The organism is Bradyrhizobium jicamae (genome assembly GCF_018130215.1).
In the GTDB taxonomy this organism is placed as follows: domain Bacteria; phylum Pseudomonadota; class Alphaproteobacteria; order Rhizobiales; family Xanthobacteraceae; genus Bradyrhizobium; species Bradyrhizobium jicamae_A.
Map to the genome: position 1 here is coordinate 1 of NZ_JAFCKQ010000025.1, position 25,344 is coordinate 25,344.

Below are 25,344 nucleotides of genomic sequence, written 5' to 3' on the forward strand. Positions count from 1 at the left end.
GCACGGGGGTAGGACCACAGGTGTAACCGGAGCAATCCGGCTTTCCCTGCGCGATGGGTTACGGCTTATACGTGCTCGCCCCGGCGAGACTGGGCTTTTTTGTCACCGCTTTCGCGAAGATGCTTTCGCATCTTGCGAGAGGACACCTGCCACCAGGGCGTCAGGCCTGCACGATTTCGCCGTCCGCTGCATGCGCTCTCGTCAGTCACGCACGCAGCGTCCACCGCATCCCACCGCAACGTTCGTGACGATCGCGAGCGCCCCTCGAGCGGGTGAGATGCCCAAGTCTATACATCAAGGTATCGTTCCGATAAACCGAAATATTTTCGCGGCTGGGGATTGACAGGTTTCCCTGATTTGCCCGTCGGGTCATCCTGTCGCACCTTGTGCGGGATCAGGACTCCGGCTGAGATGATTCCCGGTCGGTTTTAGATGGGCTGGATGCCAATGAGCGCATCGTGGAGCTATCGTCCGTATCACCGTGCGGACGGCGTCGAGATGGGGCGGCTCGAAACCGCGCGCCCGATGTCGCAGGCGGCTCACTTCCACGATGAGATTCAGGTTGCGGCCGTCTGCCACGGATGGCGTGCATATTGGACCCCGCGGGGGGAGTTCCGCGCGTCCGCGGGCGACATTGTGATGATCCCATCCGGCCTGCCACACGCTTCCCATGGCAGTGCGGCGTCGATCATCCATCTCTACCTTCCGTGCGGCCATCCGGCGGCGCATGACGTCTTGGTCCCGCAGATCATCCGCGGCATGCGCGCCCGATCGCCGGGCGAGATCATCGATGCCGTCGGTTCGGTGCGCAGGGAAGGGGACCTTGACGATCGGCATGCCGCGACGGTCGTGTTGCCGAAGCAGTTTCTCGACCAGGACATCGATGTCGGCGCGATGGCCGCGCAGTTCGGCTACTCGACCGACGGCTTCATCCGAGCGTTCAAGCGGCAGTTCGGGATGACACCTGCCGCCTACCGCGTCGCGCACCGGCTGACGAGGGCTCGCGCGCAGCTCAAGCAGGGCTGCGCCGTAGCCGATGTCGCCTATGCGACATGCTTTGCGGACCAGAGTCATTTCGGGCGGCTGTTCCGCCGAGCCTATGGCGCGACGCCAGCCACCTACCGGTCGGCATTCACGCCGGCGTGTGGGGTCGATTTCGTTCCAGACAGGTCGCGGCCGCCGCGCCTAAGGTCGGGTCACGACGTCAGCCCAACAACATAGTCCTGTCGCGGTCAGCCATGAATGTCCTTGCGCCCCTTCTGGTCCTCGCAGCCGGCTGCAGCGTCGCCTTCCAGCAGCTCTTGAATGCGAATCTCGGGAGAACCCTGCAATCCGTCTGGTGGTCGGCCTTCGTCAGCTACCTCGGAGGAACGATCGCGCTGGCGGCGGTGCTCGTCGTCCTGCGCGAACCATTGTTCAGCTCTGCATCCGCCGCGCGTGCGCCCTTGATCACGTGGACCGGCGGCTTGTTCGGAGCGGCCTTCATCGCAACATGCGTCTTCATGATCCCGCGCCTCGGCGTTGCCTCCGTCGTGACCCTAGTCGTCGTGGGCCAACTGCTCAGCTCGCTGGTCTTCGACCATTTCGGCCTGCTCGGCACCCCGCAACATCAGGCGACGGTCGTACGCCTGCTTGGAGCTGCATGCCTGATTGCAGGCGCTGCGATGATCCGCGCGTGAAGCGCCGGACGCCCTTTGCCCCGACACCGCCGCCTTGAGTGCTATACTGCAGCCAGTTTGGGGTGACGTCGGCAAGGTGGAGTGCTCATGGCGAAGGAACTGGAAGGCAAGGTTGCGGCCGTGACCGGCGCGGCGTCGGGCATCGGACTGGCGAGCAGCGAGGCGATGCTGGCGGCAGGTGCCCGGGTGGTGATGGTCGATCGCGACGCCGCCGCGCTGCAGGCGCTTCGCGGCAAGCTCGGTGAGGCCGTCATCCCCCTGGTCATCGACTTGCTGGACCCCAGGGATTGCGCGACGCTGCTGCCGAAAATCCTGGAGAAGGAGGGCCGGCTCGACATCTTCCATGCCAATGCGGGCACCTATGTCGGCGGCGATCTGGTCGACGCCGACAGCGGCGCGATCGACCGGATGCTGAATCTGAACGTCAACGTCGTGATGAAGAACGTGCACGACGTGCTGCAGCACATGATCGCGCGGGCGACCGGCGACATCATCGTCACCAGCTCGCTGGCCGCGCATTATCCGACGCCTTGGGAGCCGGTCTATGCGTCGTCGAAATGGGCGATCAACTGCTTCGTCCAGACCGTGCGCCGCCAGGTCTTCAGGCACGGCATCCGCGTCGGCTCCATCTCGCCGGGACCCGTCATCACCTCGCTGCTCGCGGACTGGCCGGCCGAGAAGCTGAAGGAGGCCAAGGAGCAGGGCAGCCTGCTGGAGGCCAAGGAAGTCGCTGACGTCGTGATGTTCATGCTGACGCGGCCGCGCGGCATGACCATCCGCGACGTCGTGATGATGCCGACGAATTTCGATCTGTAGGTCGAAAGACAGCCGGATCGAGCCCCGCGCCCCTCCGATGAATGATCATTCCCGTGCCGGCACGGTGCGCAGATAGGCGACGATGTCGCCGAGATCGGCATCGGTCATGCGGGCATACCAGGCAAAGCCCATCGGCGGCTTGAGATGGCTGCCGTCCTTGCGGATGCCCTGGGTGATGGCCCGCTTGATGTCGTCATCGCTCCATGCGCCTATGCCCTTTTCCGGATGAGACGTGATGTTGCGGGACATCGTCTCTCCCCATGGGCCTCGAAACGTCTGACCGCCCTTGCCGAGGTTCGCGAAATCCAGACGGTCGTTCACCCTGGGCGTGTGGCACTCCATGCAATGGGCGACCGTGACGAGATAGAAGCCGTGTCTGACGGGATCGCGCAAGTCGGCTTCGGTCATCGGCTTGTCGGCGCCGGGAGGAGTGTCGACGTGGAGGGCCGCCTTGTAGACCGGCGGCTGGACCGCATTTGAAACCGCGGGTACCGAGCGAAGATAGGCGACGATCGCCTCGAGATCGCCGGTGGTGAAAATCTTGTAGAAGCCGTAGGGCATGATCGGCGCGAGCGGACCACCGGACGGCCGAATTCCCTCGCTCAGGGCTTTCTTGATGTCGTCGTCACTCCACTTGCCGATGCCGCTTGCCGCATCCGGCGTGATGTTCGCGCCCCTGACGGTGAAGGTCGGTTCATCCCACGTTTGCGGCCCACCCGAATACAGCTTCGTGCTGTCGATCACGCCGCCCGGTCCGCTGGGCGAATGGCAGTTGCCGCACGTCAGTACGCCCTCCACCAGATAATGCCCGCGTTCGACCGGCGTCTCTGCCTGGGCTGTGACGCTCAAAATGCCGGCGACCGAGACAAGTATGGAGATTGTTGTCATGCGCTTTGCCATGACGAGCTCCAATAGCTTCAAAGAATGAGTGGTCGGCGACCTCGCGGTCGTCCGCAATGCAAGCGTGCAAGGCAATTCAACGATAAGGACTATTCAACCGTCCCTGCGTACCTCACGTCGGCGTCCCGGACACGTCGACATGTGCAGAGCATTCATGAATGAACGAGTTGGATGCCCGCGGACGGCATGAGCGCTGCCGCTCAAATCAGGGATTCCGCACGTCCCGTTGGCAGCTCAGGCAAGACGCTACATGACTTTCGCGGCCTCGGGAAGGGAGCCGTGGCAAGTCTCAGGCACGGCCATCCCGGAGCGAACGTCGGGATCGCCGGCGCGGAGCACAGCGTCGGGCGGTAAAATTCAGCAGTCGTGCCAAGGTACGGCCATGAACGGGCGCAACACGGTGAGGTGTTGTATTGATGTCGACGACTATGTGGGGAGGCGGTCCATGCGTCGTCGAAGACGCCGTGATGATAGCAACGAATTTCGATCTCTGGGAGCACGGGGCCCTCGGTTTCCGGGATCGGCAGCATGAACGTTCGACAAACAGTCCTCATCGTCGCGCTCGCCAATCTCAGCTATTTCGGCATCGAGTTCGCGGTGGCCACGTCGATCGGCTCGGTCTCGCTGTTTGCCGACAGCGTGGATTTTCTCGAGGATGCATCGATCAATCTCCTGATCCTGATCGGGATTGGGTGGAGTGAGGTCAACCGGGGCAGGCTCGGGACCTTGCTGGCCGGCGTTCTGCTGGTTCCTGCCATTGCCACGGTCTGGACGGCTGTCGCCAAGTTCATGAGCCCGGTGGCGCCGGCGCCCGTTCCGCTCGGCATCACCGGTCTCGGGGCGTTGGCCGTCAATCTCGGTTGCGCGTTCCTCTTGGCGCGATTCCGCGATCACCACGGCAGCCTGACCCGTGCGGCATTCCTCTCGGCCCGCAACGATGCCATCGCCAATGTCGCGATCGTCGGCGCCGGCGTCGTGACCGCGCTGTCGAGCTCGCCCTGGCCCGACCTTGCGGTCGGGGTCGGTATCGCGATCATGAACATGGACGCCGCACGCGAAGTCTATCTGGCTGCGCGCGAGGAACGCTCGGCAGGCGCTGCACAGGCGTGATCCGCGGGCGAGTGCGGCGGCAGTCGCGCCGCGTCGCCGGATCACGATGCGGTCATTCGGCCGTCATCGCGTTCGACTGTGATAGCGTCTGCAAGGTCTGCAACATCGAGGCGGCACGGCAATGGCTTTACTTGGGACCATCCCGACCTGGATCGGGATCGCCGCCTGCATCCTGCAGTCGGCCCTGTTTTCCGGATTGAACCTCGCGGTGTTCAGCCTCAGCCTGCTGCGGCTTCAGATCGAAGCGGACAGCGGCAACACCAACGCGGCAAAGGTGCTCGAACTCCGCAAGAACACCAACCTGATCCTGGCCACCATCATCTGGGGCAACGTCACCACCAACGTTGCCCTGACGCTGCTCTCGGACTCGGTTCTCGCCGGCGTCGGCGCGTTCCTGTTCTCGGCCTTCGCCATCACGCTGCTCGGCGAGATCTTTCCGCAGGCCTATTTCTCGCGCAACGCGCTGGCGATGACCGCGCGGTTCCTGCCGTTCCTGAATTTCTATCGGATCGTGCTGTTTCCGCTGGCGAAGCCGACCGCCATGGTGCTCGACTGGTGGCTGGGCTCGGAAGGCATCGCCTATATGCGCGAGCAGGATATCAGGCGGATGATTGCCCGCCATGTCGTCGCCGGCGGCGACATCAGCAAGCTGGAGGCGACCGGCGCCCAGAATTTCCTCGATCTCGACGACATATCGGTCTGCGATGAAGGCGAGGTGATCCATCCCGACAGCATCCTGAGCCTGCCGCTGGCCAATCAGCGTTGCGTGCTGCCGAAATTCGACCGCGTTCCGGACGATCCGTTCCTGCGCAAGATCGACGCGTCAGGCATGAAATGGGTGATCGTGACCGATCCCGCCGGAGAGCCGGCGTTCGTGCTCGACGCCGATCATTTCCTGCGCGACGCCTTGTTCGGCGAACTCGAGAGCGATCCGACCGCCTATTGGCACCGACCGATCATCGTGCGCGATGCGAAGGCGCGGCTCGGCGACGTCATCGGGCTCATGAAGGTCGTGCCGGAAGCGCCCGGCGACGACGTGATCGAGCATGACCTGATCCTGATCTGGAGCGGGCAAAAGCGCATCATCACCGGCTCGGATCTGCTCGGCCGGCTGTTGCGCGGCATCGCGACCGTGGAGAAGATGTCGGCGGCCTAGACCGCGACGAGCTGCCCGGCTGCGCTGCCCGCGCGTTTCGCCTTCTTCAGCTTTGCCGGCGCAAACAGATTGCTCGCCGCAAGCCCTGCGGTGTCGGCGACGCCGGGATCGCAGGACACCATCGCGGCGACGATGGCGCCGTCGATCAGCAGTGCGAGCTGATGCGCCAGCACCGCCGGCTCTGCGGCGCCCATGTCGGCTGCAAGCTTCTCGATGTGCGCCAGCACCACCTTCTTGTGGCGCATCGCGATGGTGCGGAACTGCTTCGCATCCTTGTCGTGCTCGGCAACCGCATTGATGAACGGGCAGCCGTAGAAGCGCTCCTCGGCGAACCAGACCTTAAGGGCGGGGAAGATCCGCGAAAGCTTGGTCTGCGGATCGCCGCCGCCGGCTTCGATGGAGCCGATGAACCATTCGCGCCACTGCCGGCCTTCGCTCTCCAGCACCGCATGGACGAGGTTGGTCTTCGAGCCGAACAGTTTGTAGAGCGTGGTCTTCGCGGTTCCGGCCTCGTCGATGATCGCATCGATGCCGGTGGCGTTGATCCCGTTCTTGCAGAACAGCCGCGTCGCGGCGTTCAGCAGGCGCCCGCGCGCGGATTCATCGTCACCGGCGGCGAACGCCGCGGCAGGTTTTTTCTTTGTCAGCGATCTGCCCATGCGCGGCAGTAAATCGGACCGAGGCGCAATCATCAAGTCGCATCTTCATGCGTGCACAGCTGCGCTCAAAATAATCGCGTCCGCGCGGCATTTGCTTTGCGATTGAGCATGCGCGGGCTGATCAATTCCCGGGCACTGCAGGCTAAGCGCTTGCGGGATTTCGGCTTTCGATCCGGCGGCGGACTGGCACAGCTTATGCAGGAAACAGACCGTTCGGTATCCTGACCAATCCATCGCTCCCAGGGAGAAAACTGATGACTGCTGTCGCTCAAAAAACCGCACTGACCGGCTGCCTCGCGCCGATCGACAGAGGCGGGCTCGAGCAGCTCATTGCCAACGGCAAGGCCAACCCGAAGGTCGTCAAGACCTTGAAGTGCAAGACGGTGGCGGAGGGCAGGTTCCGCCACGCCAACTACATCCGCAACCTCGCACCCTACATCGTCGACGAGCCGCCCGGCCTGCTCGGCGACGACACCGCGCCCAATCCGTCGGAAGCCTCGCTGGCCGCGCTCGGCTCCTGCCTTGCGGTCGGCCTGCACGCCAACGCCGTGCATCGTGGCTGGATCGTCAACAAGCTCGAGCTCGAGCTCGAGGGCGACCTCAACATCACGGCGGTGTGGGGCACCGGCGACGTCAGCGAGAAACCGGTCGGCTTCACCGACGTCCGTGTCAAGGTCGACATGGAATGCGAGGGCGTCTCGCAGGACGAGATCAACGCGCTGGTGGCCCATGTGAAGAAATGGTCGCCGGTCGCCAACACCTTCACCCGTCCCGTCAATCTCGAGGTCGGCGCCTGAGGCGCCGGACGGGCATCAACAGAAGGTGCGGAGACGATCAATGGGTTCATTGGCTTTATCGCGGGTCGACCTTGCCGATCCCGCACCGACGATTGCCGACGAGGTCGCCCGGCTGGCCCGTCGGGAGCTGGCACCGCTTGCGTCGGCGATCGATGCCGGCTCGGTCTACCCGGGCGCGTTCCTGCGCGGTCTCGGCAGCCTCGGCGCCTGGAGCAGTCACGTCCCGCAGGAGGGACCTGCCGATTTGTGCTGCGCGATCCAGTCGATCGCCGCGCTCGGCGAGGTCTGCGGCGCCACCGCCTTCATCGCGTGGTGCCAGAACACGCTGGTCTGGTACGCGGCGAATTCCACCAACATGAAGCTCGCTTCGCGTTTCGGCGACGGCTTTTCGAGCGGGCGCGTGCTCGGCGGCACCGGGCTGTCCAACCCGATGAAGAGCTTCTTCGGCATCGAGCGGCTGAAGCTGAAGGGCCGCAGGGTCGAGGGCGGCTACATCGTCCGCGGCGCGCTGCCCTGGGTCTCGAATCTCGGCCCCGACCACTACTTCGGCACGATCTTCGAGCGCGAGGATGGCGGCGTCGCCGGCGAGGAGCCGGACGGCATCGCAAGAGGCGAGCCGGGCGGCATCGCGAGAGGCGAGCCGGGCACGGTGATGTTCCTCGCCGACTGCTCCGATCCCGCGATCAGCTTGCAACCCTGCAAGCCGTTTCTCGCCATGGACGGCACCGGCACCTACAGCGTCCAGTTCCGCGACGTGTTCGTCCCTGACGAGTTGATCCTGGCTGCGCCGGCCGCACCGTTCGTGAAGAAGATCCGCGCCGGCTTCATCCTGCTGCAAACCGGCATGGGTCTCGGGCTGATGCGCGACTGCATCAACATCATGGACGAGGTCCATGCGCCGCTCGGCCACGTCAATCGCTATTTGCCGCAGCAACCCCTGCAATTCCGCGAGCTCCATGCGGAGTTCGAGAAGGAGGCGATGGCGCTCGCGCGCGATCCCTACAATGAAGACGACAGCTATTGGCGCCGCGTCGTAGCGCTGCGCCTGCGCATCGGCGATGCCACGGTCGCGGTCGCGCATGCGGCGATGCTCCATTGCGGCGCGCGCGGCTACCTGAAGAGCCACCGCGCGCAACGCCGGCTGCGCGAGGCCTATTTCGTCGCCATCGTCACGCCCGCCACCAAGCAGCTGCGCAAGATGCTGGCGGATGGCTGACGAAAGTTCGGGACCACCAAGACTGCAACCACACAGGAGAGAGCCATGACGGACGTTCTGATCACCGCCGGCGAGCTTGCCGAGCTCATCACCAAAGAAGCGTGTGTCATCATCGACACGCGGAATCCGGATGCCTATGCGGCGGGACACCTGCCCGGCGCCGTCAACGTGCATGACATCTTCACCTATCTGGCGACCTCGACGCCGGAGGGCATGCACGAGCTGAAGACCAAGTTCGCCGCTGCGTTCGGCGCTGCCGGTCTGTCCGGCAAGGAGACCGCGGTGGTCTACGAGCAGTCGATGAACTCCGGCTTCGGCCAGTCCTGCCGCGGCTACTACCTGCTGACGATGCTCGGCTATCCCAGGGTCAAGGTGCTGCATGGCGGCTTCGAGGCCTGGAAGGCGGCCGACCTTCCCGTGACCACCGACGTCCCGGTGCCGGTGAAGGCGTCGTTCTCGATCGTGGCCGAGGCGGGCGACATCCTGATCGATGCCAAGGCCATGCTGGCCGCGCTCGACAAGCCCGGCATCGCAATCCTCGACGTGCGCGACGTCGACGAGTGGATCGGCGACAGCTCCTCGCCCTACGGCAAGGACTTCTGCCCGCGCAAGGGCCGCATCCCCGGCGCGGTCTGGCTCGAATGGTACCGCATGATGAAGCCGACCGCGGAAGGACCGCGCTTCAAGTCGAAGGACGAGATCCTGGCGGAATGTGCCACCGTCGGCATCTCGCAGGCCACGCCGGTCTATCTCTATTGCTTCAAGGGGGCGCGCGCCTCCAACACCTTCCTCGCACTGAAGAACGCCGGCGTGAAGGACGTGCGGATGTATTTCGGCTCCTGGAACGAGTGGTCGCGCGACCCGTCGCTGCCGATCGACGAGGGCCTGCCGACCGCGTCCGTCGTGACGGGCAAGGCGGCATAGAATCTGCATGATTGCGGCCGCCCGGCGGTGCAAGGTGCCGCCGGACGGTGCAAGGAGGAAACCTGATGAAACGCGAAGACCTCACCGAGAAGCTGCTCGACATCAAGCGCGAGAAGGGCTGGAGCTGGAAACACATCTGCGAGAAGATCGGCGGCTATTCCGAAGTCCTGATAACAGGCGCGATCCTCGGCCAGATGAAACTGACGAAGCCGCAGGCCGCCAATGCCGGCGAGCTGTTCGGCCTGTCGAAGTCCGAGATCGCGATGCTGAACGAGACGCCGATGCGCGGCATGCCGATGCCGCCGACCGATCCCCTGATCTATCGCTTCTACGAACTCGTGATGGTCAACGGCCCGGCGTGGAAGGCGCTGATCGAGGAGGAATATGGCGACGGCATCATGTCGGCCATCGACTTCGACATGGTGATGGAGCGGCTGCCGAATCCGAAGGGCGATCGCGTCAAGATCACGATGTCGGGCAAGTTCCTGCCGTACAAATATTACGGCGCCAGCGGCAATGTGCCGGAATACGGCTTCAAGGAGGGATGAGCCAGGAAAGGGCGCATGGCGATTAGCGACCGGACGGTTTGTTCCGTCGCTGCTCGCCACTCGCTGCCGCCCGTCGCTGCGGCGGCGGCGTTGAAGGCGGGTCTCAGACGCCGGCCTTCACCTGCGCCACCGCCTGGATCAGCAGCTCGTCCATCTTGGCGCGGATATCGCCCTCGGTGACGGCGTTACCCTTGGCGGTGAGGTCCTTCAGCACCTTGTGCAGGGCGCCCCTGTCGGCCGCCGCCTCGAAGTCGGCGGCCACCACTTCCTTGGCATAGGCGGTGGCGACGTCGCCGGATATTCCGAGCTTCTCGGCCGCCCACAGGCCGAGCAGCTTGTTGCGGCGGGCTTCGGCCTTGAATTTCAGCTCCTCGTCGACGGCGAATTTCTTCTCGAAGCCTTCCTCGCGCTCGTCGAATGTGGTCATGGCCTCAAGTTCCCCGTGCGCAAATGGCGGGCCGCAGCTTCCGTTGCGGCAGCCCCGAACTCTGCCTAGATAAGAGCGTGGAATCGGCGACACAACGAGCCGTTAAGCCGCAGGCAAAACAGGCGGAATCGGGCCTTTACGTTAGGGCGGTATAAGTGGCCTGGATAGGGCCGTATCGATTGTGCTCCATGGGCCAATCGGATAGGTTGCCTGCAGGCTCGGTTCTTGTTCTGTTTCCTCTTGGACTACCCAGGTTCCAGGCCTCCGCGGCAGCTCCGTCGTGGGTCGCAACCCCAAGTCATCCGGAGCACCCAAATTCATGGATTTCAACAAAACACGGTACATCCCAATGAGCCGTCGACGCCGTATTTATGAAGGCAAGGCCAAGGTCCTTTACGAAGGTCCGGAGCCGGGAACCCTGATCCAGCACTTCAAGGACGATGCGACCGCGTTCAACGCCAAGAAACACCAGGTGATCGAGGGCAAGGGCGTCCTCAACAACCGGATTTCGGAGTACCTGTTCCAGCACCTCAACGACATCGGGGTGCCGACGCACTTCATCCGCCGCCTCAACATGCGCGAGCAGTTGATTCGCGAGGTCGAAATCGTGCCGCTCGAGGTGGTGGTGCGGAACGTCGCGGCCGGCTCGCTGTCGCAGCGCCTCGGCATCGAGGAGGGCACCCAGCTGCCGCGCTCGATCATCGAGTTCTATTACAAGAACGACCAGCTCAACGACCCCATGGTGTCGGAAGAGCACATCACCGCCTTCGGCTGGGCGACCCCGCAGGAGATCGACGACATCATGGCGCTCGCCATCCGCGTCAACGACTTCCTGACCGGTCTCTTCCTCGGCATCGGCATTCGCCTCGTCGATTTCAAGATGGAATGCGGGCGCCTGTTCGAGAACGAGATGATGCGGATCATCGTCGCCGACGAGATCTCGCCGGACTCCTGCCGGCTGTGGGACATCAAGTCGAACGAGAAGCTCGACAAGGACCGCTTCCGCCGCGACCTCGGCGGCTTGCTCGAGGCCTATACCGAAGTGGCCAAGCGGCTCGGCATCCTGATCGAGAATGAACGGCCGGCCGGAAGCGGCCCGGTGCTGGTGAAAAGCTAAGGGGCGATCGTGAAGGCACGTGTGACTGTGACGTTGAAGTCGGGCATCCTCGATCCCCAGGGCAAGGCGATCGAGGGTGCGCTGAAATCGCTCGGCGTCGATGGCATCGCCAGCGTTCGCCAGGGCAAGGTGTTCGACATCGAGCTGGCCGCCACCGACAAGGCCAAGGCGGAAGCCGCGCTGAAGGCGGCGGCCGACAAGCTGCTGGCCAACACCGTGATCGAGAACTACCGGGTCGAGGTTCTGAGCTGAGCGAGCGCGCCAGATGAGAACAGCCGCTCCCGCCTCTCCCGGCCGCAATCGTGCTCTTGTCCGATCGTCGTTGCTTGCGTTGCTGACGGTTGCCGGAATTGGCGCGGCGTCGGCCCAATCGGCGCCGCCGCCACCAGCGGCCGCGTCACCGGCGCCACCGATTTCGGCGCCACCGATCTCGGCGCCACCGATCTCGGTCAGTGGGTGGCGTTATCAGCGCAGCAGCTCCGATGTGCATATCTTCCACTGCGAACAAGCGAGCTGCGGCGCCGGCTCCAAGGTGACCTACCGCCTCTATGCTGCCAACAATCCGATGACCCTGGATCAGTTCCGCGAGAGCCAGGCCCAGATCATCAAGGCGCTGGAGCAGCGCAAACCGGATCAGAAGATCACGCTTCTCGGCGTTGACGGTGCGAAAGGCACGGCGTTGCCGCGGATGTATCGGGCCCGGCGCCTGACGGTGACACCGGACGGCGTCAGCGAATACCAGGTGAACGGTTTGCTGTTCGGCACGCGCGCCTCTGCCAGCCTGATCAGTTCGGCGCGCGACGAGAAGATCAGCAACGCCAATTACGCGAAGTTCGCGGCCGCAGCCATGCTCGTTCTGGCGCCCAAAACCCGGTGACAACAATGAAATCAGCCGTCCTCGTCTTCCCCGGCATCAACCGCGAGCGCGACATGGCGCGTGCGCTCAAGCTGGCGTCGGGCAACGAGACCGCGATGGTCTGGCACGCCGAGACGTCGCTGCCGGCGGGGACCGACCTCGTGGTGGTGCCCGGCGGCTTCTCCTATGGCGACTACCTGCGCTGCGGCGCGATCGCGGCGCGCGCGCCGGTGATGGATGCGGTGCGCGACTTCGCGGCAAAAGGTGGTCTCGTGCTCGGTGTCTGCAACGGCTTCCAGATCCTCTGCGAGTCTGGCCTCCTGCCCGGCGTCCTGATGCGCAATGCGCAACTGAAGTTCGTCTGCCGCGATGTGCATATGCGGGTCGAGCGTTCCGGCACGCCGTTCACCCGCGGCTACAATGCCGGTCAGGTGATCCGCGTGCCGGTCGCCCATGGCGAGGGCAATTACGAGGCCGACGAGGAGACGCTGAAGCGCCTAGAAGGCGACGGGCGGGTGCTCTATCGCTACTGCTCGGCGGAGGGCGTGGTCGACGAGGCCTCCAACTTCAACGGTGCCGCGCATTCGATCGCCGGCATCGTCAACGAGGGCGGCAACGTGCTCGGGATGATGCCGCACCCCGAGAACCATGTCGAAGAGATCATGGGCTGCACCGATGGCCGCGGCCTGTTCGCAGGGCTCGTGCAGCATCACGAAAGGGCGGCGTGACGCCGCGACATGCCGGACGCTGCCGCCGGGTGTCGGCCCGGGCGGCAACCGCATGATCGGCTTGGCGAATATTGCAATCTTGTGACATGGCCCACATTGGCTTCTTCGCCGGCCCGCTAGGGTCGAGGCATGACGAAGCATTTCAGGCTGCCGATCATCTTCGCCGCCCTGGTCGTTGCGACGCAAAGCCTTGCGGCGGAGACCAGGGGCGCGGGCTCAACCTTCGTTTCGCCTGTCATGGCGAAGTGGATAGAGGCCTACAAGGCAACGACCGGTAACGACGTCAGCTATCAGCCGGTCGGCTCGAGCGTCGGCGTCACCCTGGTCAAGAAGGCCGCGGTCGATTTCGGCACCAGCGACATGCCGCTTGATCCGAAGGAGCTGGAAAGGCTGGGCATGATGCAGTTTCCGATCGTGATCGGAGGCGTCGTGCCGGTGGTCAATCTCCAGGGCGTCAGGCCGGGCCAGATCCACTTCACGGGGCAGGTGCTCGCCGACATCTATCTCGGCAAGGTCAGATCGTGGAGCGATCCGGCCATTCGTGCGATCAATCCCGACCTGATGCTGCCGAACACGCCGATATCAGTGGTTCATCGCATCGATGGGTCCGGAACGACGTTCAACTGGTCGAACTATCTCTCGAAGGTCAGCCCGCAATGGAAGGCCAGTGTTGGCGAAGGCACCTTCGTCGAATGGCCGCTTGGCCTCGGCGGGAAAGGCAATGACGGCGTCGCCTCGCTCGTCAGCCTGATCCCGGGCTCGATCGGTTACCTCGAATATGCCTACGCGCTGCAGCGGCTCGACAGGATCTCATTCGCCGTGGTGCAAAACAGTGCCGGCAATTTCGTCGCCCCCGACGCCGCATCCTTCCTGGCCGCAGCGTCGGGCGCAGACTGGAAGAGCGCGAAGGATTTCTGCCTGGTTCTCACCAATGCGGCGGGGGACAATGCGTATCCGATCACGGCCACGACATTCGTGTTGATGCCCAGGCAGCCAAAATCGCCTGAGAGGGCTGCCACCGCGATCGACTTCCTCCGCTGGTCACTGGTGGGTGGAAGGTCTCAGGCCGAAAGGCTCAACTACGTTCCTCTGCCGTCCGCCCTGGTCGCGCGGATCGAGCTCTATTGGCAACAAGGCTCTGAAGCGCTCGCCCAGTCGGCATCAGCGAGCGACAAGCGCTGACGCCGCACGCGAACCGGTATCCACTCCGTTCGAAGAAAACGCTTCAGAGGATCATCTCGGTGCGGCACAGGTCCGGCGGGCGGTCGACAAGCCCGTCTACCGTGGCGAGGAACTCGACCGTATGCGGAAGCGTGGCGTGGTGATCGAACGCCGCTTCGTCGGCCCATACCGAATGGATGACGAACCTCGCCTGGTCGCGGCTGCTGCGGAAGGCGTGAAACTGCCTGCATCCAGTCTCCGTGCGCGAGGGGATCGCGACCTTGTTGAGCGCCGCCTCGAGGGCGAGTTCGTTGCCCGGAGCGGCGTGAAACTGCGCGAAGAAATACAGTTGCATCGAGCGCCTCGCAAATTCCTGCCGGCGCAGGATGGTCGCTACGGCGTGGAGGCGTCAACCGGGGGCTTCCGCTTCACCCGCTTGATGGTGCCGGAGAAGGTGAGCAACGCACGCTCGCCCGAGGTCAGCATGCCGCGCACGAAGATCAGCGATCCGCCCGCGCGGGTGATCTCGCCGGTGCATTCGACCAGGTCGCCCTCGCGGGCCGCGTCGAGGAACTCGGAGGAGAACGACACCGTGACGCCCGGGCCCTGCAGCACCGGGCCGGCGAGGGCGAACAGGGAATAATCGGCAAAGGTCATGAGGCAGCCACCGTGGACGTTGCCGGAGCCGTTGAGGTGCTTCTTGCCGACCCGGAACGCGCAGGTGATGCGGCCGGTCTCGTCCATCCGGTGGTAGAAGGGGCCGGTATGGGTCTCGAAGCTGTCGCGTGTCCAGGTCCGCCAGCCGGCGAATTCGCCCTCGGTTTCGACGTGCAGATCGGGGCGACGGTTGAATGCGGTCTTGAGTGCGGTGTTGGCGAGCTCGTTCACGGTATTGGCCTTCAATTTTCGGGTTTTGGTTCTTAAATCCGATCCATCCCCGATGTGCAAATCCTGTACCCGCGGCCAGCCGCCGCAAAGCTCTGGACAGGCCCAAAATGCCCCCTAAAAGGCCTTTTCCGCCCCGTTCGATCTACCTATTAAGGGACCCATGAACGAGCCCCAGATCACCCCCGAACTCGTCGCCGCCCACGGGCTGAAGCCGGACGAGTATGAGCGCATCCTGAAGCTGATCGGGCGGGTCCCGACCTTCACGGAGCTCGGCATCTTCTCGGCGATGTGGAACGAGCACTGCTCATACAAATCGTCCCGCATCCATTTGCGCGGATTGCCGACGAAGGCGCCCTGGGTGATCCAGGGACCGGGCGAGAATGCCGGCGTGATCGACATCGGCGACGGCCAGGCCGTGGTCTTCAAGATGGAGAGCCACAACCACCCGAGCTACATCGAGCCCTATCAGGGTGCGACAACAGGCGTCGGCGGCATTCTACGCGACGTTTTCACCATGGGCGCACGGCCGATCGCCTGCCTCAACGCACTGAGCTTCGGCGCGCCCGAACATCCCAAGACCCGGCACCTGGTGTCGGGCGTGGTCGCTGGCGTCGGCGGCTACGGCAATTCCTTCGGCGTGCCGACGGTCGGCGGCCAGGTGCGCTTCCACACCCGTTATGACGGCAACATCCTCGTCAACGCGATGGCGGTGGGGCTCGCCGACGCCGACAAGATCTTCTACGCGGCCGCCTCCGGCGTGAACATGCCGATCGTCTATCTCGGCTCCAAGACCGGCCGCGACGGTATCCACGGCGCCTCGATGGCGTCGGCCGAATTCGACGACGCCTCCGAGGAGAAGCGCCCGACCGTGCAGGTCGGCGATCCCTTCGCCGAAAAGCTGCTGCTGGAAGCCTGCCTCGAGATCATGGAGCAGGGTTGCGTGATCGCGATCCAGGACATGGGTGCGGCGGGCCTGACCTGCTCGGCGGTCGAGATGGGTGCCAAGGGCGACCTCGGCGTCGAGCTCGACCTCAACGCAGTGCCGACCCGCGAGACCGGCATGAGCGCCTACGAGATGATGCTCTCGGAAAGCCAGGAGCGCATGCTCATGGTGCTCAAGCCCGAGAAGGAAAAGCAGGCCGAGGCGATCTTCCGCAAATGGGGGCTCGATTTCGCCATCGTCGGCTACACCACGCCGACCAAGCGCTTCGTCGTCAGGCATGGCGGCGACGTGATGGCCGACCTGCCGATCAAGGAGCTCGGCGACGAGGCGCCGGTCTACGACCGCCCGCATGTGGCCTCGAACGCGCAGCCCGTGATCCGCGCGCAGGACGTCAAGCCGCCGCTCGGAATTGCGGCTGCGCTGATCAAGCTGATCGGCACGCCCGAACTGTGCTCGAAGCGCTGGGTGTGGGAGCAGTACGACCACGTCATCCTCGGCAATACCGTGCAGCGCCCCGGCGGGGATGCCGCGGTCGTGCGCATCGAGGATGGGCCCAAGGGCCTCGCACTTACCGTCGACGTCACGCCGCGCTATTGCGAGGCCGACCCGTTCGAGGGCGGCAAGCAGGCGGTGGCGGAGGCCTGGCGCAACATCACCGCGGTCGGCGGCCGTCCGCTCGCGATCACCGACAATCTCAATTTCGGCAATCCTGAACGGCCCGAGATCATGGGCCAGTTCGTCGGCTGCCTGAAGGGCATTTCGGACGCCTGCCGCGCGCTGGACTTTCCGGTCGTCTCCGGCAACGTCTCGCTCTACAACGAGACCAACGGCCGCGGCATTCTGCCGACGCCCTCGATTGGCGGCGTCGGCGTGCTCGACGACTTCACCAGGTCCGCGACGCTGGCCTTCAAGGCTGCTGACGAGGCGATCCTGCTGTTGGGCGACACGCAAGGCTGGCTTGGCCAGTCGGTCTTCCTGCGCGACGTCTGCGGCCGCGAGGAGGGCGCTCCGCCGCCGGTCGATCTCGCCGCCGAGAAGCGCAATGGCGACGTTGTCAGAGGCATGATCCATGCCGGTACCGCCACCGCAGTGCATGACGTCTCCGACGGCGGGCTGCTGATTGCGCTGGCCGAGATGGCGATCGCGAGCGGCATCGGCGCACAGCTGCTGGCGGCGCCGTCAGCGATCGTGCCGCATGCCTACTGGTTCGGCGAGGATCAGGCCCGCTACATCGTCACCGTCCCGGTGGCGGATGCCGGTCTCGTGCTGGCGAAGATGAAGGGGGCGGGCGTGCCGTGTGCCCGCATCGGTACTACCGGCGGCGATGCCATCGCGGTTGCCGGCGAGACGCCGGTCGCGGTCGCCGAACTGTCCCGCGCCTTCGAGCACTGGCTGCCGAATTACATGCGCGGTGCCGCCGCCTGATCCGGGAGGATCAGCCGTTCCCGTCCGAAGAAACCGCGACGACTACCAACCGCGACGGCTACCTGCCGCGAATGGCGCGCCACAGGAAGATGATGATGCAGGCGCCGATGAAGCCGGCGACGAGGTAGCTGATCCAGCCTCCGCCGAGCGACACGCCTACGAGCGCGAGCAGCCAGTTCGCCAGCGCGGCGCCGACGATGCCGAGAATGATGTTCATCAGGATGCCCGTTCCGGACTTCATGAACATCTCGGCAAGCCAGCCGGCCAATCCGCCGACGATGATTGCGGCGATCCAGCCAATTTGAGGGTCGTTCATCTTGGACTCCCTGCGGTCGATCAGTCCGGGCAGCATAGCCGAGAGTCGTCCGCCCGCATGTGACCAATGGCAGGGTTGTACCCAAATTATCGGCCCTGTGGCGGCGCGGTTGCGCTGCTACAGTACGTATCCTGCCCCGGGGATCTTGCGCAGCGCCGCCGTGACGCCCCAGCTCAGGACGACAGTGGCAAAGAATGCGATCGCGGCCTTTGGGATCGCCGGCAGGTCGAAGTCGAACAGCCAGTAATGCAGCCACAGCACGATCGGGTAGTGCACCAGGAACATGCCATAGGCATCGCCCTGCATGCGGTCGAGCAGGGTTGGGCCCGGTGACCTCGATTGCAGGAAGTAGGCCAGGATTGCGAACAGGATCGAAGCGCTGAACAGCACGAAGAAGGTGCCGTAGATCGCCAGATACCAGGCCGGCAGCGGATCGGGATTACCGAGGATCTGGCGCTTGATGTAGACCATCACCCACATCAGCGCATAGGGGATCAGCGTGACGAACGTCCAGAACCAGCGCCGCTGGGTCAGCCTTCCATTCGCGCTGAGCAGGCCGCTCTCGAGGTTTGCCGAACCAACGCCAGCACCGATGAAGAAATAGGACGCATAGAGCAGGACGCGGCTCGCCTGAACCGAAAACGGTCCGGACTCGAACCAGTGGTACGGGCCGTAGTAGACAAGCATCGGAATATAGACGATCGCGCTGACGACGACCATGAACAGCCAGAACTTCCAGGGCCATTCGAACGCCTTCAACGACAATCTGTTGATGGGTTCGAGCAGCTTCGACGACACCCGGTGGAGCAGGCTCGCGGTTACATCGAAAGTCATCAATACATAAACGAACCAGATCGGGCCGCTCGGCCACGGCCCGACCGTCATGGTCTTCCACCAGAATTCGGAGAAGGTGAGATCAGGCGTCGCGCGCAGCGCAATCGCATAATAGGCGAGCGGGATCACCGTGAAGGCGCAGACCACGAACGGCAGGCCGAGTCGCAGCAGCCGGTCGCGCAGGAAGATCGGCAATGATTTGCGGCCGATGCCCGGCCACACGAACAGCCCCGACAGGAAGAAGAACATCGCCATGAAGAAGCTGTCGGTGGCGAGCACGATGCAGTCGAAGCCGATCCAGGACGTCGGATCGGTGTGCCCGAAATAGGTATAGGGGATCACCGCGTGATGCAGCAGCACGACCAGTGTCAGGAACGTGCGGGCACGATCGAGCGACACGTTGCGTTTATGGGCTTTCGGTGCTGCCTGGACGTCGACGGTCGGAGCCGCGTGAGCAATCGATTTCATGGTGCCCCCAGCAGGGTCTGCGGCTGGATGTTGCAATCGGGAACTTGATTCAGCAAGAACGATTTGTCCCAATTCCAGGGTGTCGGAGTCTGTCATCTACGCGGGTCTGTTCAGCTTTAGGAACTGCGGTCGTTCGCTGGTGTTGTCGGAACGACCGGCGGAGGCGCGGCGTACGCGCAGGTTGAGGAGCTAGCAATGACGATTCTGAAATGGGCGCTGATCTTCCTTGTCGTCTCGATCATCGCGGGTCTGCTCGGCTTCACCGGCATTTCGGCGGCTTCCGCCGACATCGCACGCTTCCTGTTCTACATCTTTGTCGTGATCTTCCTGGTGCTGCTGATCCTCGGGCTCACGGTATTCCGTGCGTAGCGGGCGATATTGCTTCAACATGCGTCGTCATTCCGCGGCGCCAAACCCCAGGTGCGCGATCGCGCACCTGGGGTTTGCTGCTTGCCGGCCCGGAATTTGTGAGACTTAGGCCACTTCCTCGATCTTCACCTTGTCCGGATAGAACGCCAGATGGCCCGATATCTCGGCCATCGCCGGGAATGGCGTCTCATAGGTCCAGATCGCATTGTCCAGCGTCTTGCCGTTGGCCTTGACGCTGAAATAGCTCGCGTCGCCCTTGTAGGGGCAATGCGTGGTGCGCTCGGTGCGGGCCAGCAGTGCCATGTTGGCGTCCTGCCGCGGGACATATTGCACGGCGGGATAGCTCGCTTCCTTCAGGGTCAACGCATGGGTCGTCTCGGCGATGACGACGCCGTCGGCCGTGACGCGGACGCGCTTCGGATTCGGCGTGATCGTGATCGGATGGTCGGGACCTGGAAGCTTCATGATTCTGCGCCCTTTTTGGTCATTTCCGCGTGATCGCTCGTGACCGATTGATGCAGGTTTAAAACGCTGGGAATGGGAATATAGTGTCGCCCGGGATGACCTAGAAGACCGCAGGCGCTAGGTTTTCTTTATCATGGCTGCCATGCCGGCCATGATTCGAATGACCTGATGGAGGTGGACTGGGATGCCGATGGACGCCCGCGATATCGAATCGATGATCAAGGCAGCGATCCCGGACGCCGAGGTGACGATCCGCGATCTGGCCGGCGATGGCGACCACTACGCGGCGACCGTCATCTCCGAATCCTTTCGCGGCAAGTCCCGCGTTCAGCAGCACCAGATCGTCTACCAGTCGCTGAAGGGGCAGATGGGCGGGGTACTGCACGCGCTGGCGCTGCAGACCGGGGTGCCCGGAGGCTAGCCGCGACGGCGGCGGGCGAGGGGGCCGCATCGATGGCGGATAATCCGCGCGGCGCGATGTTTCGCGTGATCGTGCCGAACCAGGCGAGCCGCGTCACCAACGCCGAGCTGTTCTTCGATCTGGTTTTCGTCTTTGCCGTCACGCAGCTGTCGCACACGCTGCTGCAGCATTTCACCCCACTCGGCGCCGTCCAGGTCACGCTGCTCTTTCTCGCGGTATGGTGGGTGTGGGTCTACACCACCTGGGTCACCAACTGGCTCGATCCCGAGTTGACGCCGGTCCGCATCCTGCTCTTCCTCATGATGCTGGGCGGGCTGGTGCTGTCGACCTCGATTCCATCGGCCTTCGACGGGCGCGGGCTGTGGTTCGCCGTCACCTACGCGGTCATGCAGGTCGGCCGCACCCTGTTCTGGCTGCTGGTGACGCCGTCGCACCGAACCGCGGTGCGCCACAACGCGATCCGCATCCTGACCTGGCTGTCCGGCTCGGCCGTGTTGTGGATCCTGGGTGGCCTGTCCGAGGGCAATGCGCGGCTGTGGCTGTGGATCGCGGCACTGGCGATCGAATATGTCGCGCCGGCGGTACGGTTCTGGACGCCGAAGCTCGGCTTCTCCTCGATCGAGGCATGGTCGGTCGAGGGCAGCCACATGGCCGAGCGCTGCGCCGGATTCATCCTGATCGCGCTCGGCGAGGCCATCGTCGTCGACGGCGCGACCTTCGCCGACCTGACCTGGACGCCGGAGAATGTGGCCGCATTCCTCTCCGCCCTGGTCGGCAGCATCGCGATGTGGTGGATCTATTTCAACAAGGGGGCCGAGGCCGGCTCGGCGATGATCGCGAAATCGGCCGAGTCCGGACGGGTGGCGCGGATCGCCTATACCTATCTGCACATGCCGATCGTCGGCGGCATCATCCTGAGCGCGGTCGCCGACGAGCTGGTGCTGAAGCATCCGTCCGGCCATTCCGATCTCAAGACGATCGTGAGCGCGGTCGGCGGTCCCATTCTGTTCCTGGTCGGGAGCATCCTGTTCAAGCACGTGGTCCGCAATTTCCTGCAGCTGTCGCACGGCGTCGGCATCATCGCGCTTGCCGTCGCCGCCTATTTCGCCAGCGACCTGTCGCCGCTGTGGCTGTCGATGACAACGACGCTGATCATGATCGTGGTCGCCGCGTGGGAGACGATCTCGTTGCGGTCGCCGGCGGAGGAATAGCGTTCATTTGGCGGCGGCCGTCGCCACCCGATCCTGCCAATAGACGAACAGCGGCGCGCCGATCAGCTCGAGCGCGGTGAATCCGATGAACGGGAGCGGCGGTGAGCCGATCAGCGGCATCGACAGCAGCCGGCCGATGCCGCCAAGAAAGATGGCGCCCCAGATCACGCGGTAGAGCACCGTTTGGCTTTCGATGCGGGGAACCAGCCAGAGCATCGCGATGCCGAGGCCGAACCACACTCCGCCGAAGAATCGAAGATTGCTGTCGAGCACCGGCAGGGCAGGAACACCCGCGGATGCGTAGAGCGGATCGTGAACCCCCAGCATCGTGATCACGCCGGTCAGGATCGGCACCAGGGCAAGCAAGGCGGTGATGATCTGCAGTGCTCGCTTGCCCATGACGCTTTCGGTTTCGTTCCAGCACGCGTCGAAACAAGGTTGAAACACCGTCGCGCTCAATCCGCCCTGAGCGCGTGCACCGAGAACATCTTGTCGCCATCGGTCCAGCTGTTGCGGACCTGCCAGCCTGAGGCGCGGGCGAGCGCGGTGAAGCGCTCGAGCGAATATTTGTAGCTGTTCTCGGTGTGAATGCTCTCGCCAGGGCGGAACGCAAAGCTGCTGCCGAGGATACGCACGGTCTGCGCCTTGCGGCTGATCAGGTGCATCTCGATGCGGTGGCGGTCGCGGTTGTAGATCGAGCGGTGGGTGAATCCCGACAGATCGAAATTGCCGCCGAGCTCGCGGTTGATCCGGACCAGCACATTGAGGTTGAAGCGCGCGGTGACGCCGGCCGCGTCGTTGTAGGCGTCGTACAGCACGCGCTCATCCTTCTCCAGGTCGACGCCGATGATCATCTGCGCGCCATGGCCGAGGATCTTGCGCGCGCTGCGCAGGAAGGCGGCGGCCTCGCCGGGCTCGAAATTGCCGAGTGTCGAGCCCGGGAAGAAGCCGACCTTCGGCATCGCTGATATCGCCTCCGGCAGCGCGAACGGCGTGGTGAAATCGGCTGCGACCGGATAGATCCCGAGATCGGGAAAATCCCTGCGCAGGCCGTCGGCCTGGGCCTTCAGGAAGTCGCCCGAGATGTCGACCGGCACATAGGCGCCGAATTCACAGTGCTCGAGCAGAAGCCGCACCTTGGTGGTCGCGCCGGCGCCGAATTCGACCAGCGCCGCGCCTTGCGGAATGATCGCGGCGATCTCGTTGCCGCGGTCACGCAGGATGCCGAGCTCGGTGCGCGTCGGATAATATTCCGGCAGCACCGTGATCTGCTCGAACAGCTCCGAGCCTGCAGCGTCGTAGAAATATTTCGGCGACAGCCGTTTCGGGTGACGGGCGAGATCGCCGATCACGTCACCGGCGAACGCCGAGGTCGCCTCGTCGAACGGATACACCTTGGCCAAGGCGGCGGCATGCACATTCATGATACTCTCCCGAACGCGCTTACCGGCGCGCTATTGATGTCGACAGGACACAATCAGGCGTAGTCTGCGAGGCGTAACCCCGTGAATTGCCAGCGATGGTGGGGATAGAAGAAGTTGCGATAGGTGACGCGGCTGTGACCGTCCGGGGTCGCCAGCGACGAGCCGCGCAGCACCAGCTGGTTGACCATGAACTTGCCGTTGTACTCGCCGAGCGCACCCTCGATCGCGCGATAGCCGGGATAGGGCGAATAGGCGCTGCGGGTCCACTGCCAGACGATGCCATAGGCGTCGTTGAGCTGGCCGGCGCGGGCGGCGACCTCCCATTCCATCTCGGTCGGCAGGTGCTTGCCGGACCAGCGGGCGAAGGCGTCGGCTTCGTAGTAGCTGACATGGCAGACCGGCGCCTGCGGGTCGATCGGCTGCAGGCCGCCCAGCGTCATGATGGTCCATTCGCCGTCGACCTCGCGCCAGTGGCCGGGCGCCCGCCAGCCTTCGCCGCTCGCGGTGCCGAAGCCGTCCATCAGCCACAGCGTGGCGCTCGAATAGCCGCCATCCTTGATGAAGGCGAGCCACTCGGCATTGGTGACGAGGTTCTTCGCGAGCCTGACCGGCCCGACCAGCGCGCGATGCGCGGGCTTCTCATTGTCGAAATGGAAGCTGTCGTCGCCATGCCCGACAGTGTGGATGCCTTCGCTGAGCGTGACCCATTCCGCGGCGGCACGACTTGAAGCGGGAAAACGCCATGCGGCATCATAGGCCGGCGGGATCGGGTTCTGCGCAAACGCATGCAGGATGTCGGTGAACATCAATTCCTGATGCTGCTGCTCGTGATTGAGGCCGACCTCGACCAGCGGCACCAGCGCCGCCAGCTTCGCTTCATCGGTGGTCTGGAAGAATCTGACGACCTCGGCGTCGACGTGGCGGCGATAGGCGGTGACTTCGTCGGCGGTCGGGCGGGTCAGATGGCCGCGCTGGTGACGGGCGTGCCGGGGGCCGGCGCTGACGTAATAGGAATTGAACAGATAGGCATAGTCGGGATGGAACGGCGTGTAGCCCTGAACATGCTCTCCCAGCAGAAACTGCTCGAAGAACCAGGTGGTGTGGGCGCGGTGCCATTTGGCCGGGCTCGCATCCGGCATCGACTGGATCAGCTGGTCTTCCGGCGACAACGGCGCAGCCCGGCGCTCGGTCTCGTCGCGGACGGCGAGATAGGCGTCCACCAGCCGCTGGGTCAGGGGCCTGGACTCGGAAGACAGTGACGGGGAAGCGGTGGAATTCGCCGCGGCAGAGGCTGGTTTCGTCACGATGGTCTCCGGTTCAGGTGGAGAACGTTGCTTCGGCGGACTGGTTCCTTGACGGACAGTTCGTCCTAGATAGGGGCTGGGTTACAGGAAAAAAGCCCTCTCAGGCGATGATATTAGCGCCATCAGATGATGGACCGCCCGTCCGGCGGACCTCGCCCGGCGTCCGCCGCATGCCAGATTTCCGCCATTTTGCTTTGGATGCACAATGGTTTGGGCTACATATATGGCATGTCACGGGTTAAACAGGGCGGGCCGGTCCGTAAGGCTTGAGAGCGCCGCCCGAACAAGGAAGCGAAAATGAGCATCGAGCAATTCATCGACAACGAAGTGAAGTCGAACGACGTCGTGCTGTTCATGAAGGGCACGCCGCAATTCCCGCAATGCGGGTTCTCCGGCCAGGTCGTGCAGATCCTCGACCACATCGGTGTCGGCTACAAGGGGCTCAACGTGCTCGAATCCGCCGAACTGCGCAACGGCATCAAGGTCTATTCGAACTGGCCGACGATTCCGCAGCTCTATGTGAAGGGCGAGTTCGTCGGCGGTTGCGACATCATCCGCGAGATGTTCCAGGCCGGCGAATTGCAGCAGCTGTTCTCCGACAAGGGCATCGCGGTCGACGCGGCGGTCTGACCTTGACCGCGCGCCGCATCGGCAAGGCGCGGCTCGACGTCATCGTTGCTGACATCACGACACTTGGCGTTGACGCCATCGTCAACGCCGCCAATTCTTCGCTTCTCGGCGGGGGCGGCGTCGATGGGGCGATCCATCGGGCGGCCGGTCCCGATTTGCTGGGCGAGTGTCGAACACTCGGCGGCTGCGCGACCGGCGACGCCAAGATCACCCTGGGCTATCGGCTTCCCGCGAAGTACGTCATCCATGCCGTTGGGCCGATCTGGTACGGCGGCAACCGCGACGAGGACGCGCAACTCGCATCCTGCTATCGCCGCAGCATCGAGCTGTGTCGTGCCGACAATCTCGCGTCGATCGCATTCCCGGCCATTTCGACCGGCGCTTTCCGGTTTCCCGCGGATCGGGCCGCCAAAATTGCCGTCAGGACCGTGGTCGATGCGTTGACCTCGTCACCCGGTGTGACGCGCGTGACCTTCTGCTGCTTTTCTGCCCCCAGCGCCGAATTGCACGAAGATTCATTGTCCGCCTTTGGGAGCCCTTGTGCGTGATGCC

General features: G+C 64.0%; 31 protein-coding genes. 20 read left to right on the top strand and 11 right to left on the bottom strand.

All coding sequences use genetic code 11. The annotated features are described in order from the left end of the window. Positions 1–447: 447 nt before the first annotated feature. From JQ586_RS24110 to JQ586_RS24120, 3 genes are all read left to right on the top strand, one after another. Entirely contained in the window at positions 448–1,221 is a 774-nt protein-coding gene (locus JQ586_RS24110; protein ID WP_212397111.1) for an AraC family transcriptional regulator, read from the top strand. A gap of 17 nt (positions 1,222–1,238) precedes the next feature. After that, a complete protein-coding gene (locus tag JQ586_RS24115; protein WP_212397112.1) occupies positions 1,239–1,679 on the top strand; it encodes a DMT family transporter in 441 nt (146 codons plus the stop codon). An 87-nt stretch (positions 1,680–1,766) separates the two neighbouring features. Further along, complete coding sequence (locus JQ586_RS24120) at positions 1,767–2,495, top strand: SDR family oxidoreductase (protein ID WP_212397113.1); 729 nt, start codon at positions 1,767–1,769, stop codon at positions 2,493–2,495. 45 nt (positions 2,496–2,540) lie between these two features. On the opposite strand, the gene JQ586_RS24125 is transcribed toward JQ586_RS24120, so the two are convergent. Further along, a complete protein-coding gene (locus tag JQ586_RS24125; RefSeq protein WP_249148036.1) occupies positions 2,541–3,395 on the bottom strand; it encodes a c-type cytochrome in 855 nt (284 codons plus the stop codon). Positions 3,396–3,923: 528 nt separating this feature from the next. Between JQ586_RS24125 and JQ586_RS24130 the strand changes: the two genes are divergently transcribed. Together JQ586_RS24130 and JQ586_RS24135 are read left to right on the top strand one after the other, a co-directional pair. Then, entirely contained in the window at positions 3,924–4,505 is a 582-nt protein-coding gene (locus tag JQ586_RS24130; protein ID WP_212397114.1) for a cation transporter, read from the top strand. A gap of 121 nt (positions 4,506–4,626) precedes the next feature. Continuing rightward, the gene (locus tag JQ586_RS24135; RefSeq protein ID WP_212397115.1) at positions 4,627–5,661 is read left to right on the top strand and encodes a DUF21 domain-containing protein; all 1,035 of its coding nucleotides are present in this window, start codon (positions 4,627–4,629) and stop codon (positions 5,659–5,661) included. Here the strand turns inward: JQ586_RS24135 and JQ586_RS24140 are convergent. Further along, positions 5,658–6,320: a TetR/AcrR family transcriptional regulator gene (locus JQ586_RS24140; RefSeq protein WP_212397116.1), complete on the bottom strand. Its 663-nt coding sequence runs from the start codon at positions 6,318–6,320 to the stop codon at positions 5,658–5,660. The genes JQ586_RS24135 and JQ586_RS24140 overlap by 4 nt on opposite strands. A 254-nt stretch (positions 6,321–6,574) precedes the next feature. Here JQ586_RS24140 and JQ586_RS24145 point away from each other — a divergent pair, with 254 nt between their 5' ends. The 4 genes from JQ586_RS24145 to cynS all read left to right on the top strand — a co-directional run bounded on the left by JQ586_RS24145 (position 6,575) and on the right by cynS (position 9,805). Beyond that, positions 6,575–7,117, top strand: a complete 543-nt coding sequence (locus JQ586_RS24145) for an OsmC family protein (protein WP_212397117.1) — start codon at positions 6,575–6,577, stop codon at positions 7,115–7,117. 40 nt (positions 7,118–7,157) lie between these two features. Beyond that, positions 7,158–8,333: an acyl-CoA dehydrogenase family protein gene (locus tag JQ586_RS24150; protein ID WP_212397118.1), complete on the top strand. Its 1,176-nt coding sequence runs from the start codon at positions 7,158–7,160 to the stop codon at positions 8,331–8,333. A 45-nt stretch (positions 8,334–8,378) separates the two neighbouring features. After that, complete coding sequence (locus JQ586_RS24155) at positions 8,379–9,257, top strand: sulfurtransferase (protein ID WP_212397119.1); 879 nt, start codon at positions 8,379–8,381, stop codon at positions 9,255–9,257. Positions 9,258–9,322: 65 nt separating this feature from the next. After that, the gene (gene cynS, locus JQ586_RS24160; RefSeq protein ID WP_212397120.1) at positions 9,323–9,805 is read left to right on the top strand and encodes a cyanase; all 483 of its coding nucleotides are present in this window, start codon (positions 9,323–9,325) and stop codon (positions 9,803–9,805) included. A 103-nt stretch (positions 9,806–9,908) separates the two neighbouring features. Here the strand turns inward: cynS and JQ586_RS24165 are convergent, their stop codons facing one another. After that, a complete protein-coding gene (locus JQ586_RS24165; RefSeq protein ID WP_212397121.1) occupies positions 9,909–10,232 on the bottom strand; it encodes a DUF1476 domain-containing protein in 324 nt (107 codons plus the stop codon). A gap of 349 nt (positions 10,233–10,581) precedes the next feature. Here JQ586_RS24165 and purC point away from each other — a divergent pair, with 349 nt between their 5' ends. The 5 genes from purC to pstS all read left to right on the top strand — a co-directional run bounded on the left by purC (position 10,582) and on the right by pstS (position 14,115). After that, entirely contained in the window at positions 10,582–11,349 is a 768-nt protein-coding gene (gene purC, locus JQ586_RS24170) for a phosphoribosylaminoimidazolesuccinocarboxamide synthase (protein ID WP_016843454.1), read from the top strand. A gap of 9 nt (positions 11,350–11,358) precedes the next feature. Further along, positions 11,359–11,601, top strand: coding sequence for a phosphoribosylformylglycinamidine synthase subunit PurS (purS, locus tag JQ586_RS24175; RefSeq protein WP_021077860.1), 243 nt, complete (start codon positions 11,359–11,361; stop codon positions 11,599–11,601). A gap of 280 nt (positions 11,602–11,881) precedes the next feature. Then, on the top strand, positions 11,882–12,226 hold the full coding sequence (locus JQ586_RS24180) for a hypothetical protein (RefSeq protein WP_312017006.1): 345 nt from the start codon (positions 11,882–11,884) through the stop codon (positions 12,224–12,226). A 5-nt stretch (positions 12,227–12,231) separates the two neighbouring features. Beyond that, positions 12,232–12,933 carry a phosphoribosylformylglycinamidine synthase subunit PurQ gene (purQ, locus tag JQ586_RS24185; protein ID WP_212397122.1) on the top strand — a complete coding sequence of 234 codons (702 nt, stop codon included), beginning with the start codon at positions 12,232–12,234 and terminating at the stop codon, positions 12,931–12,933. Between the two features lie 129 nt (positions 12,934–13,062). Further along, positions 13,063–14,115: a phosphate ABC transporter substrate-binding protein PstS gene (gene pstS / locus JQ586_RS24190; protein WP_212397123.1), complete on the top strand. Its 1,053-nt coding sequence runs from the start codon at positions 13,063–13,065 to the stop codon at positions 14,113–14,115. 43 nt (positions 14,116–14,158) lie between these two features. Here pstS and JQ586_RS24195 read toward each other — a convergent pair whose 3' ends face one another. Further along, on the bottom strand, positions 14,159–14,449 hold the full coding sequence (locus JQ586_RS24195; RefSeq protein WP_212397124.1) for a putative quinol monooxygenase: 291 nt from the start codon (positions 14,447–14,449) through the stop codon (positions 14,159–14,161). Positions 14,450–14,487: 38 nt separating this feature from the next. Continuing rightward, positions 14,488–14,982, bottom strand: a complete 495-nt coding sequence (locus JQ586_RS24200; protein WP_212397125.1) for a PaaI family thioesterase — start codon at positions 14,980–14,982, stop codon at positions 14,488–14,490. 160 nt (positions 14,983–15,142) lie between these two features. Between JQ586_RS24200 and purL the strand changes: the two genes are divergently transcribed. Further along, a complete protein-coding gene (gene purL / locus JQ586_RS24205; RefSeq protein ID WP_212397126.1) occupies positions 15,143–17,350 on the top strand; it encodes a phosphoribosylformylglycinamidine synthase subunit PurL in 2,208 nt (735 codons plus the stop codon). 58 nt (positions 17,351–17,408) lie between these two features. Here the strand turns inward: purL and JQ586_RS24210 are convergent, their stop codons facing one another. Beyond that, entirely contained in the window at positions 17,409–17,666 is a 258-nt protein-coding gene (locus JQ586_RS24210) for a GlsB/YeaQ/YmgE family stress response membrane protein (protein ID WP_212397127.1), read from the bottom strand. 117 nt (positions 17,667–17,783) lie between these two features. After that, on the bottom strand, positions 17,784–18,968 hold the full coding sequence (locus JQ586_RS24215) for an acyltransferase (protein WP_212397128.1): 1,185 nt from the start codon (positions 18,966–18,968) through the stop codon (positions 17,784–17,786). A 195-nt stretch (positions 18,969–19,163) separates the two neighbouring features. Here JQ586_RS24215 and JQ586_RS24220 point away from each other — a divergent pair, with 195 nt between their 5' ends. Next, on the top strand, positions 19,164–19,337 hold the full coding sequence (locus tag JQ586_RS24220; RefSeq protein ID WP_212397129.1) for a DUF1328 domain-containing protein: 174 nt from the start codon (positions 19,164–19,166) through the stop codon (positions 19,335–19,337). Positions 19,338–19,442: 105 nt separating this feature from the next. Here JQ586_RS24220 and JQ586_RS24225 read toward each other — a convergent pair whose 3' ends face one another. Beyond that, positions 19,443–19,802 carry a DUF427 domain-containing protein gene (locus JQ586_RS24225; protein WP_212397130.1) on the bottom strand — a complete coding sequence of 120 codons (360 nt, stop codon included), beginning with the start codon at positions 19,800–19,802 and terminating at the stop codon, positions 19,443–19,445. Positions 19,803–19,986: 184 nt separating this feature from the next. On the opposite strand from JQ586_RS24225, the gene JQ586_RS24230 reads away from it, so the two are divergent. After that, positions 19,987–20,223, top strand: a complete 237-nt coding sequence (locus tag JQ586_RS24230; RefSeq protein WP_212015434.1) for a BolA family protein — start codon at positions 19,987–19,989, stop codon at positions 20,221–20,223. Between the two features lie 32 nt (positions 20,224–20,255). After that, positions 20,256–21,434, top strand: coding sequence for a low temperature requirement protein A (locus tag JQ586_RS24235; protein ID WP_249148038.1), 1,179 nt, complete (start codon positions 20,256–20,258; stop codon positions 21,432–21,434). Positions 21,435–21,437: 3 nt separating this feature from the next. On the opposite strand, the gene JQ586_RS24240 is transcribed toward JQ586_RS24235, so the two are convergent. The 3 genes from JQ586_RS24240 to egtB are packed head-to-tail and all read right to left on the bottom strand — an operon-like array spanning position 21,438 to position 24,162. Continuing rightward, a complete protein-coding gene (locus JQ586_RS24240) occupies positions 21,438–21,893 on the bottom strand; it encodes a DUF4345 domain-containing protein (protein WP_249148040.1) in 456 nt (151 codons plus the stop codon). After that, complete coding sequence (gene egtD, locus JQ586_RS24245; RefSeq protein WP_212397131.1) at positions 21,890–22,858, bottom strand: L-histidine N(alpha)-methyltransferase; 969 nt, start codon at positions 22,856–22,858, stop codon at positions 21,890–21,892. The genes JQ586_RS24240 and egtD overlap by 4 nt, the downstream gene beginning before the upstream one ends. 53 nt (positions 22,859–22,911) lie before the next feature. Further along, on the bottom strand, positions 22,912–24,162 hold the full coding sequence (gene egtB / locus JQ586_RS24250) for an ergothioneine biosynthesis protein EgtB (protein ID WP_212397132.1): 1,251 nt from the start codon (positions 24,160–24,162) through the stop codon (positions 22,912–22,914). Positions 24,163–24,459: 297 nt separating this feature from the next. Here egtB and grxD point away from each other — a divergent pair, with 297 nt between their 5' ends. Next, a complete protein-coding gene (gene grxD / locus JQ586_RS24255) occupies positions 24,460–24,792 on the top strand; it encodes a Grx4 family monothiol glutaredoxin (protein ID WP_212397133.1) in 333 nt (110 codons plus the stop codon). Further along, positions 24,789–25,340 carry an O-acetyl-ADP-ribose deacetylase gene (locus JQ586_RS24260; protein WP_212397208.1) on the top strand — a complete coding sequence of 184 codons (552 nt, stop codon included), beginning with the start codon at positions 24,789–24,791 and terminating at the stop codon, positions 25,338–25,340. The genes grxD and JQ586_RS24260 overlap by 4 nt, the downstream gene beginning before the upstream one ends. Positions 25,341–25,344: the final 4 nt, after the last annotated feature.

Excerpts from the sequence above, each read along its gene's own strand:
- JQ586_RS24110 (WP_212397111.1), top strand. The coding sequence starts at position 448 with ATGAGCGCATCGTGGAGCTATCGTCCGTATCACCGTGCGGACGGCGTC.
- JQ586_RS24115 (WP_212397112.1), top strand. The coding sequence starts at position 1,239 with ATGAATGTCCTTGCGCCCCTTCTGGTCCTCGCAGCCGGCTGCAGCGTC.
- JQ586_RS24120 (WP_212397113.1), top strand. The coding sequence starts at position 1,767 with ATGGCGAAGGAACTGGAAGGCAAGGTTGCGGCCGTGACCGGCGCGGCG.
- JQ586_RS24125 (WP_249148036.1), bottom strand. The coding sequence starts at position 3,395 with ATGGCAAAGCGCATGACAACAATCTCCATACTTGTCTCGGTCGCCGGC.
- JQ586_RS24130 (WP_212397114.1), top strand. The coding sequence starts at position 3,924 with ATGAACGTTCGACAAACAGTCCTCATCGTCGCGCTCGCCAATCTCAGC.
- JQ586_RS24135 (WP_212397115.1), top strand. The coding sequence starts at position 4,627 with ATGGCTTTACTTGGGACCATCCCGACCTGGATCGGGATCGCCGCCTGC.
- JQ586_RS24140 (WP_212397116.1), bottom strand. The coding sequence starts at position 6,320 with ATGGGCAGATCGCTGACAAAGAAAAAACCTGCCGCGGCGTTCGCCGCC.
- JQ586_RS24145 (WP_212397117.1), top strand. The coding sequence starts at position 6,575 with ATGACTGCTGTCGCTCAAAAAACCGCACTGACCGGCTGCCTCGCGCCG.
- JQ586_RS24150 (WP_212397118.1), top strand. The coding sequence starts at position 7,158 with ATGGGTTCATTGGCTTTATCGCGGGTCGACCTTGCCGATCCCGCACCG.
- JQ586_RS24155 (WP_212397119.1), top strand. The coding sequence starts at position 8,379 with ATGACGGACGTTCTGATCACCGCCGGCGAGCTTGCCGAGCTCATCACC.
- cynS (WP_212397120.1), top strand. The coding sequence starts at position 9,323 with ATGAAACGCGAAGACCTCACCGAGAAGCTGCTCGACATCAAGCGCGAG.
- JQ586_RS24165 (WP_212397121.1), bottom strand. The coding sequence starts at position 10,232 with ATGACCACATTCGACGAGCGCGAGGAAGGCTTCGAGAAGAAATTCGCC.
- purC (WP_016843454.1), top strand. The coding sequence starts at position 10,582 with ATGAGCCGTCGACGCCGTATTTATGAAGGCAAGGCCAAGGTCCTTTAC.
- purQ (WP_212397122.1), top strand. The coding sequence starts at position 12,232 with ATGAAATCAGCCGTCCTCGTCTTCCCCGGCATCAACCGCGAGCGCGAC.
- pstS (WP_212397123.1), top strand. The coding sequence starts at position 13,063 with ATGACGAAGCATTTCAGGCTGCCGATCATCTTCGCCGCCCTGGTCGTT.
- JQ586_RS24195 (WP_212397124.1), bottom strand. The coding sequence starts at position 14,449 with ATGCAACTGTATTTCTTCGCGCAGTTTCACGCCGCTCCGGGCAACGAA.
- purL (WP_212397126.1), top strand. The coding sequence starts at position 15,143 with ATGAACGAGCCCCAGATCACCCCCGAACTCGTCGCCGCCCACGGGCTG.
- JQ586_RS24210 (WP_212397127.1), bottom strand. The coding sequence starts at position 17,666 with ATGAACGACCCTCAAATTGGCTGGATCGCCGCAATCATCGTCGGCGGA.
- JQ586_RS24215 (WP_212397128.1), bottom strand. The coding sequence starts at position 18,968 with ATGAAATCGATTGCTCACGCGGCTCCGACCGTCGACGTCCAGGCAGCA.
- JQ586_RS24220 (WP_212397129.1), top strand. The coding sequence starts at position 19,164 with ATGACGATTCTGAAATGGGCGCTGATCTTCCTTGTCGTCTCGATCATC.
- JQ586_RS24225 (WP_212397130.1), bottom strand. The coding sequence starts at position 19,802 with ATGAAGCTTCCAGGTCCCGACCATCCGATCACGATCACGCCGAATCCG.
- JQ586_RS24230 (WP_212015434.1), top strand. The coding sequence starts at position 19,987 with ATGCCGATGGACGCCCGCGATATCGAATCGATGATCAAGGCAGCGATC.
- JQ586_RS24235 (WP_249148038.1), top strand. The coding sequence starts at position 20,256 with ATGGCGGATAATCCGCGCGGCGCGATGTTTCGCGTGATCGTGCCGAAC.
- egtD (WP_212397131.1), bottom strand. The coding sequence starts at position 22,858 with ATGAATGTGCATGCCGCCGCCTTGGCCAAGGTGTATCCGTTCGACGAG.
- grxD (WP_212397133.1), top strand. The coding sequence starts at position 24,460 with ATGAGCATCGAGCAATTCATCGACAACGAAGTGAAGTCGAACGACGTC.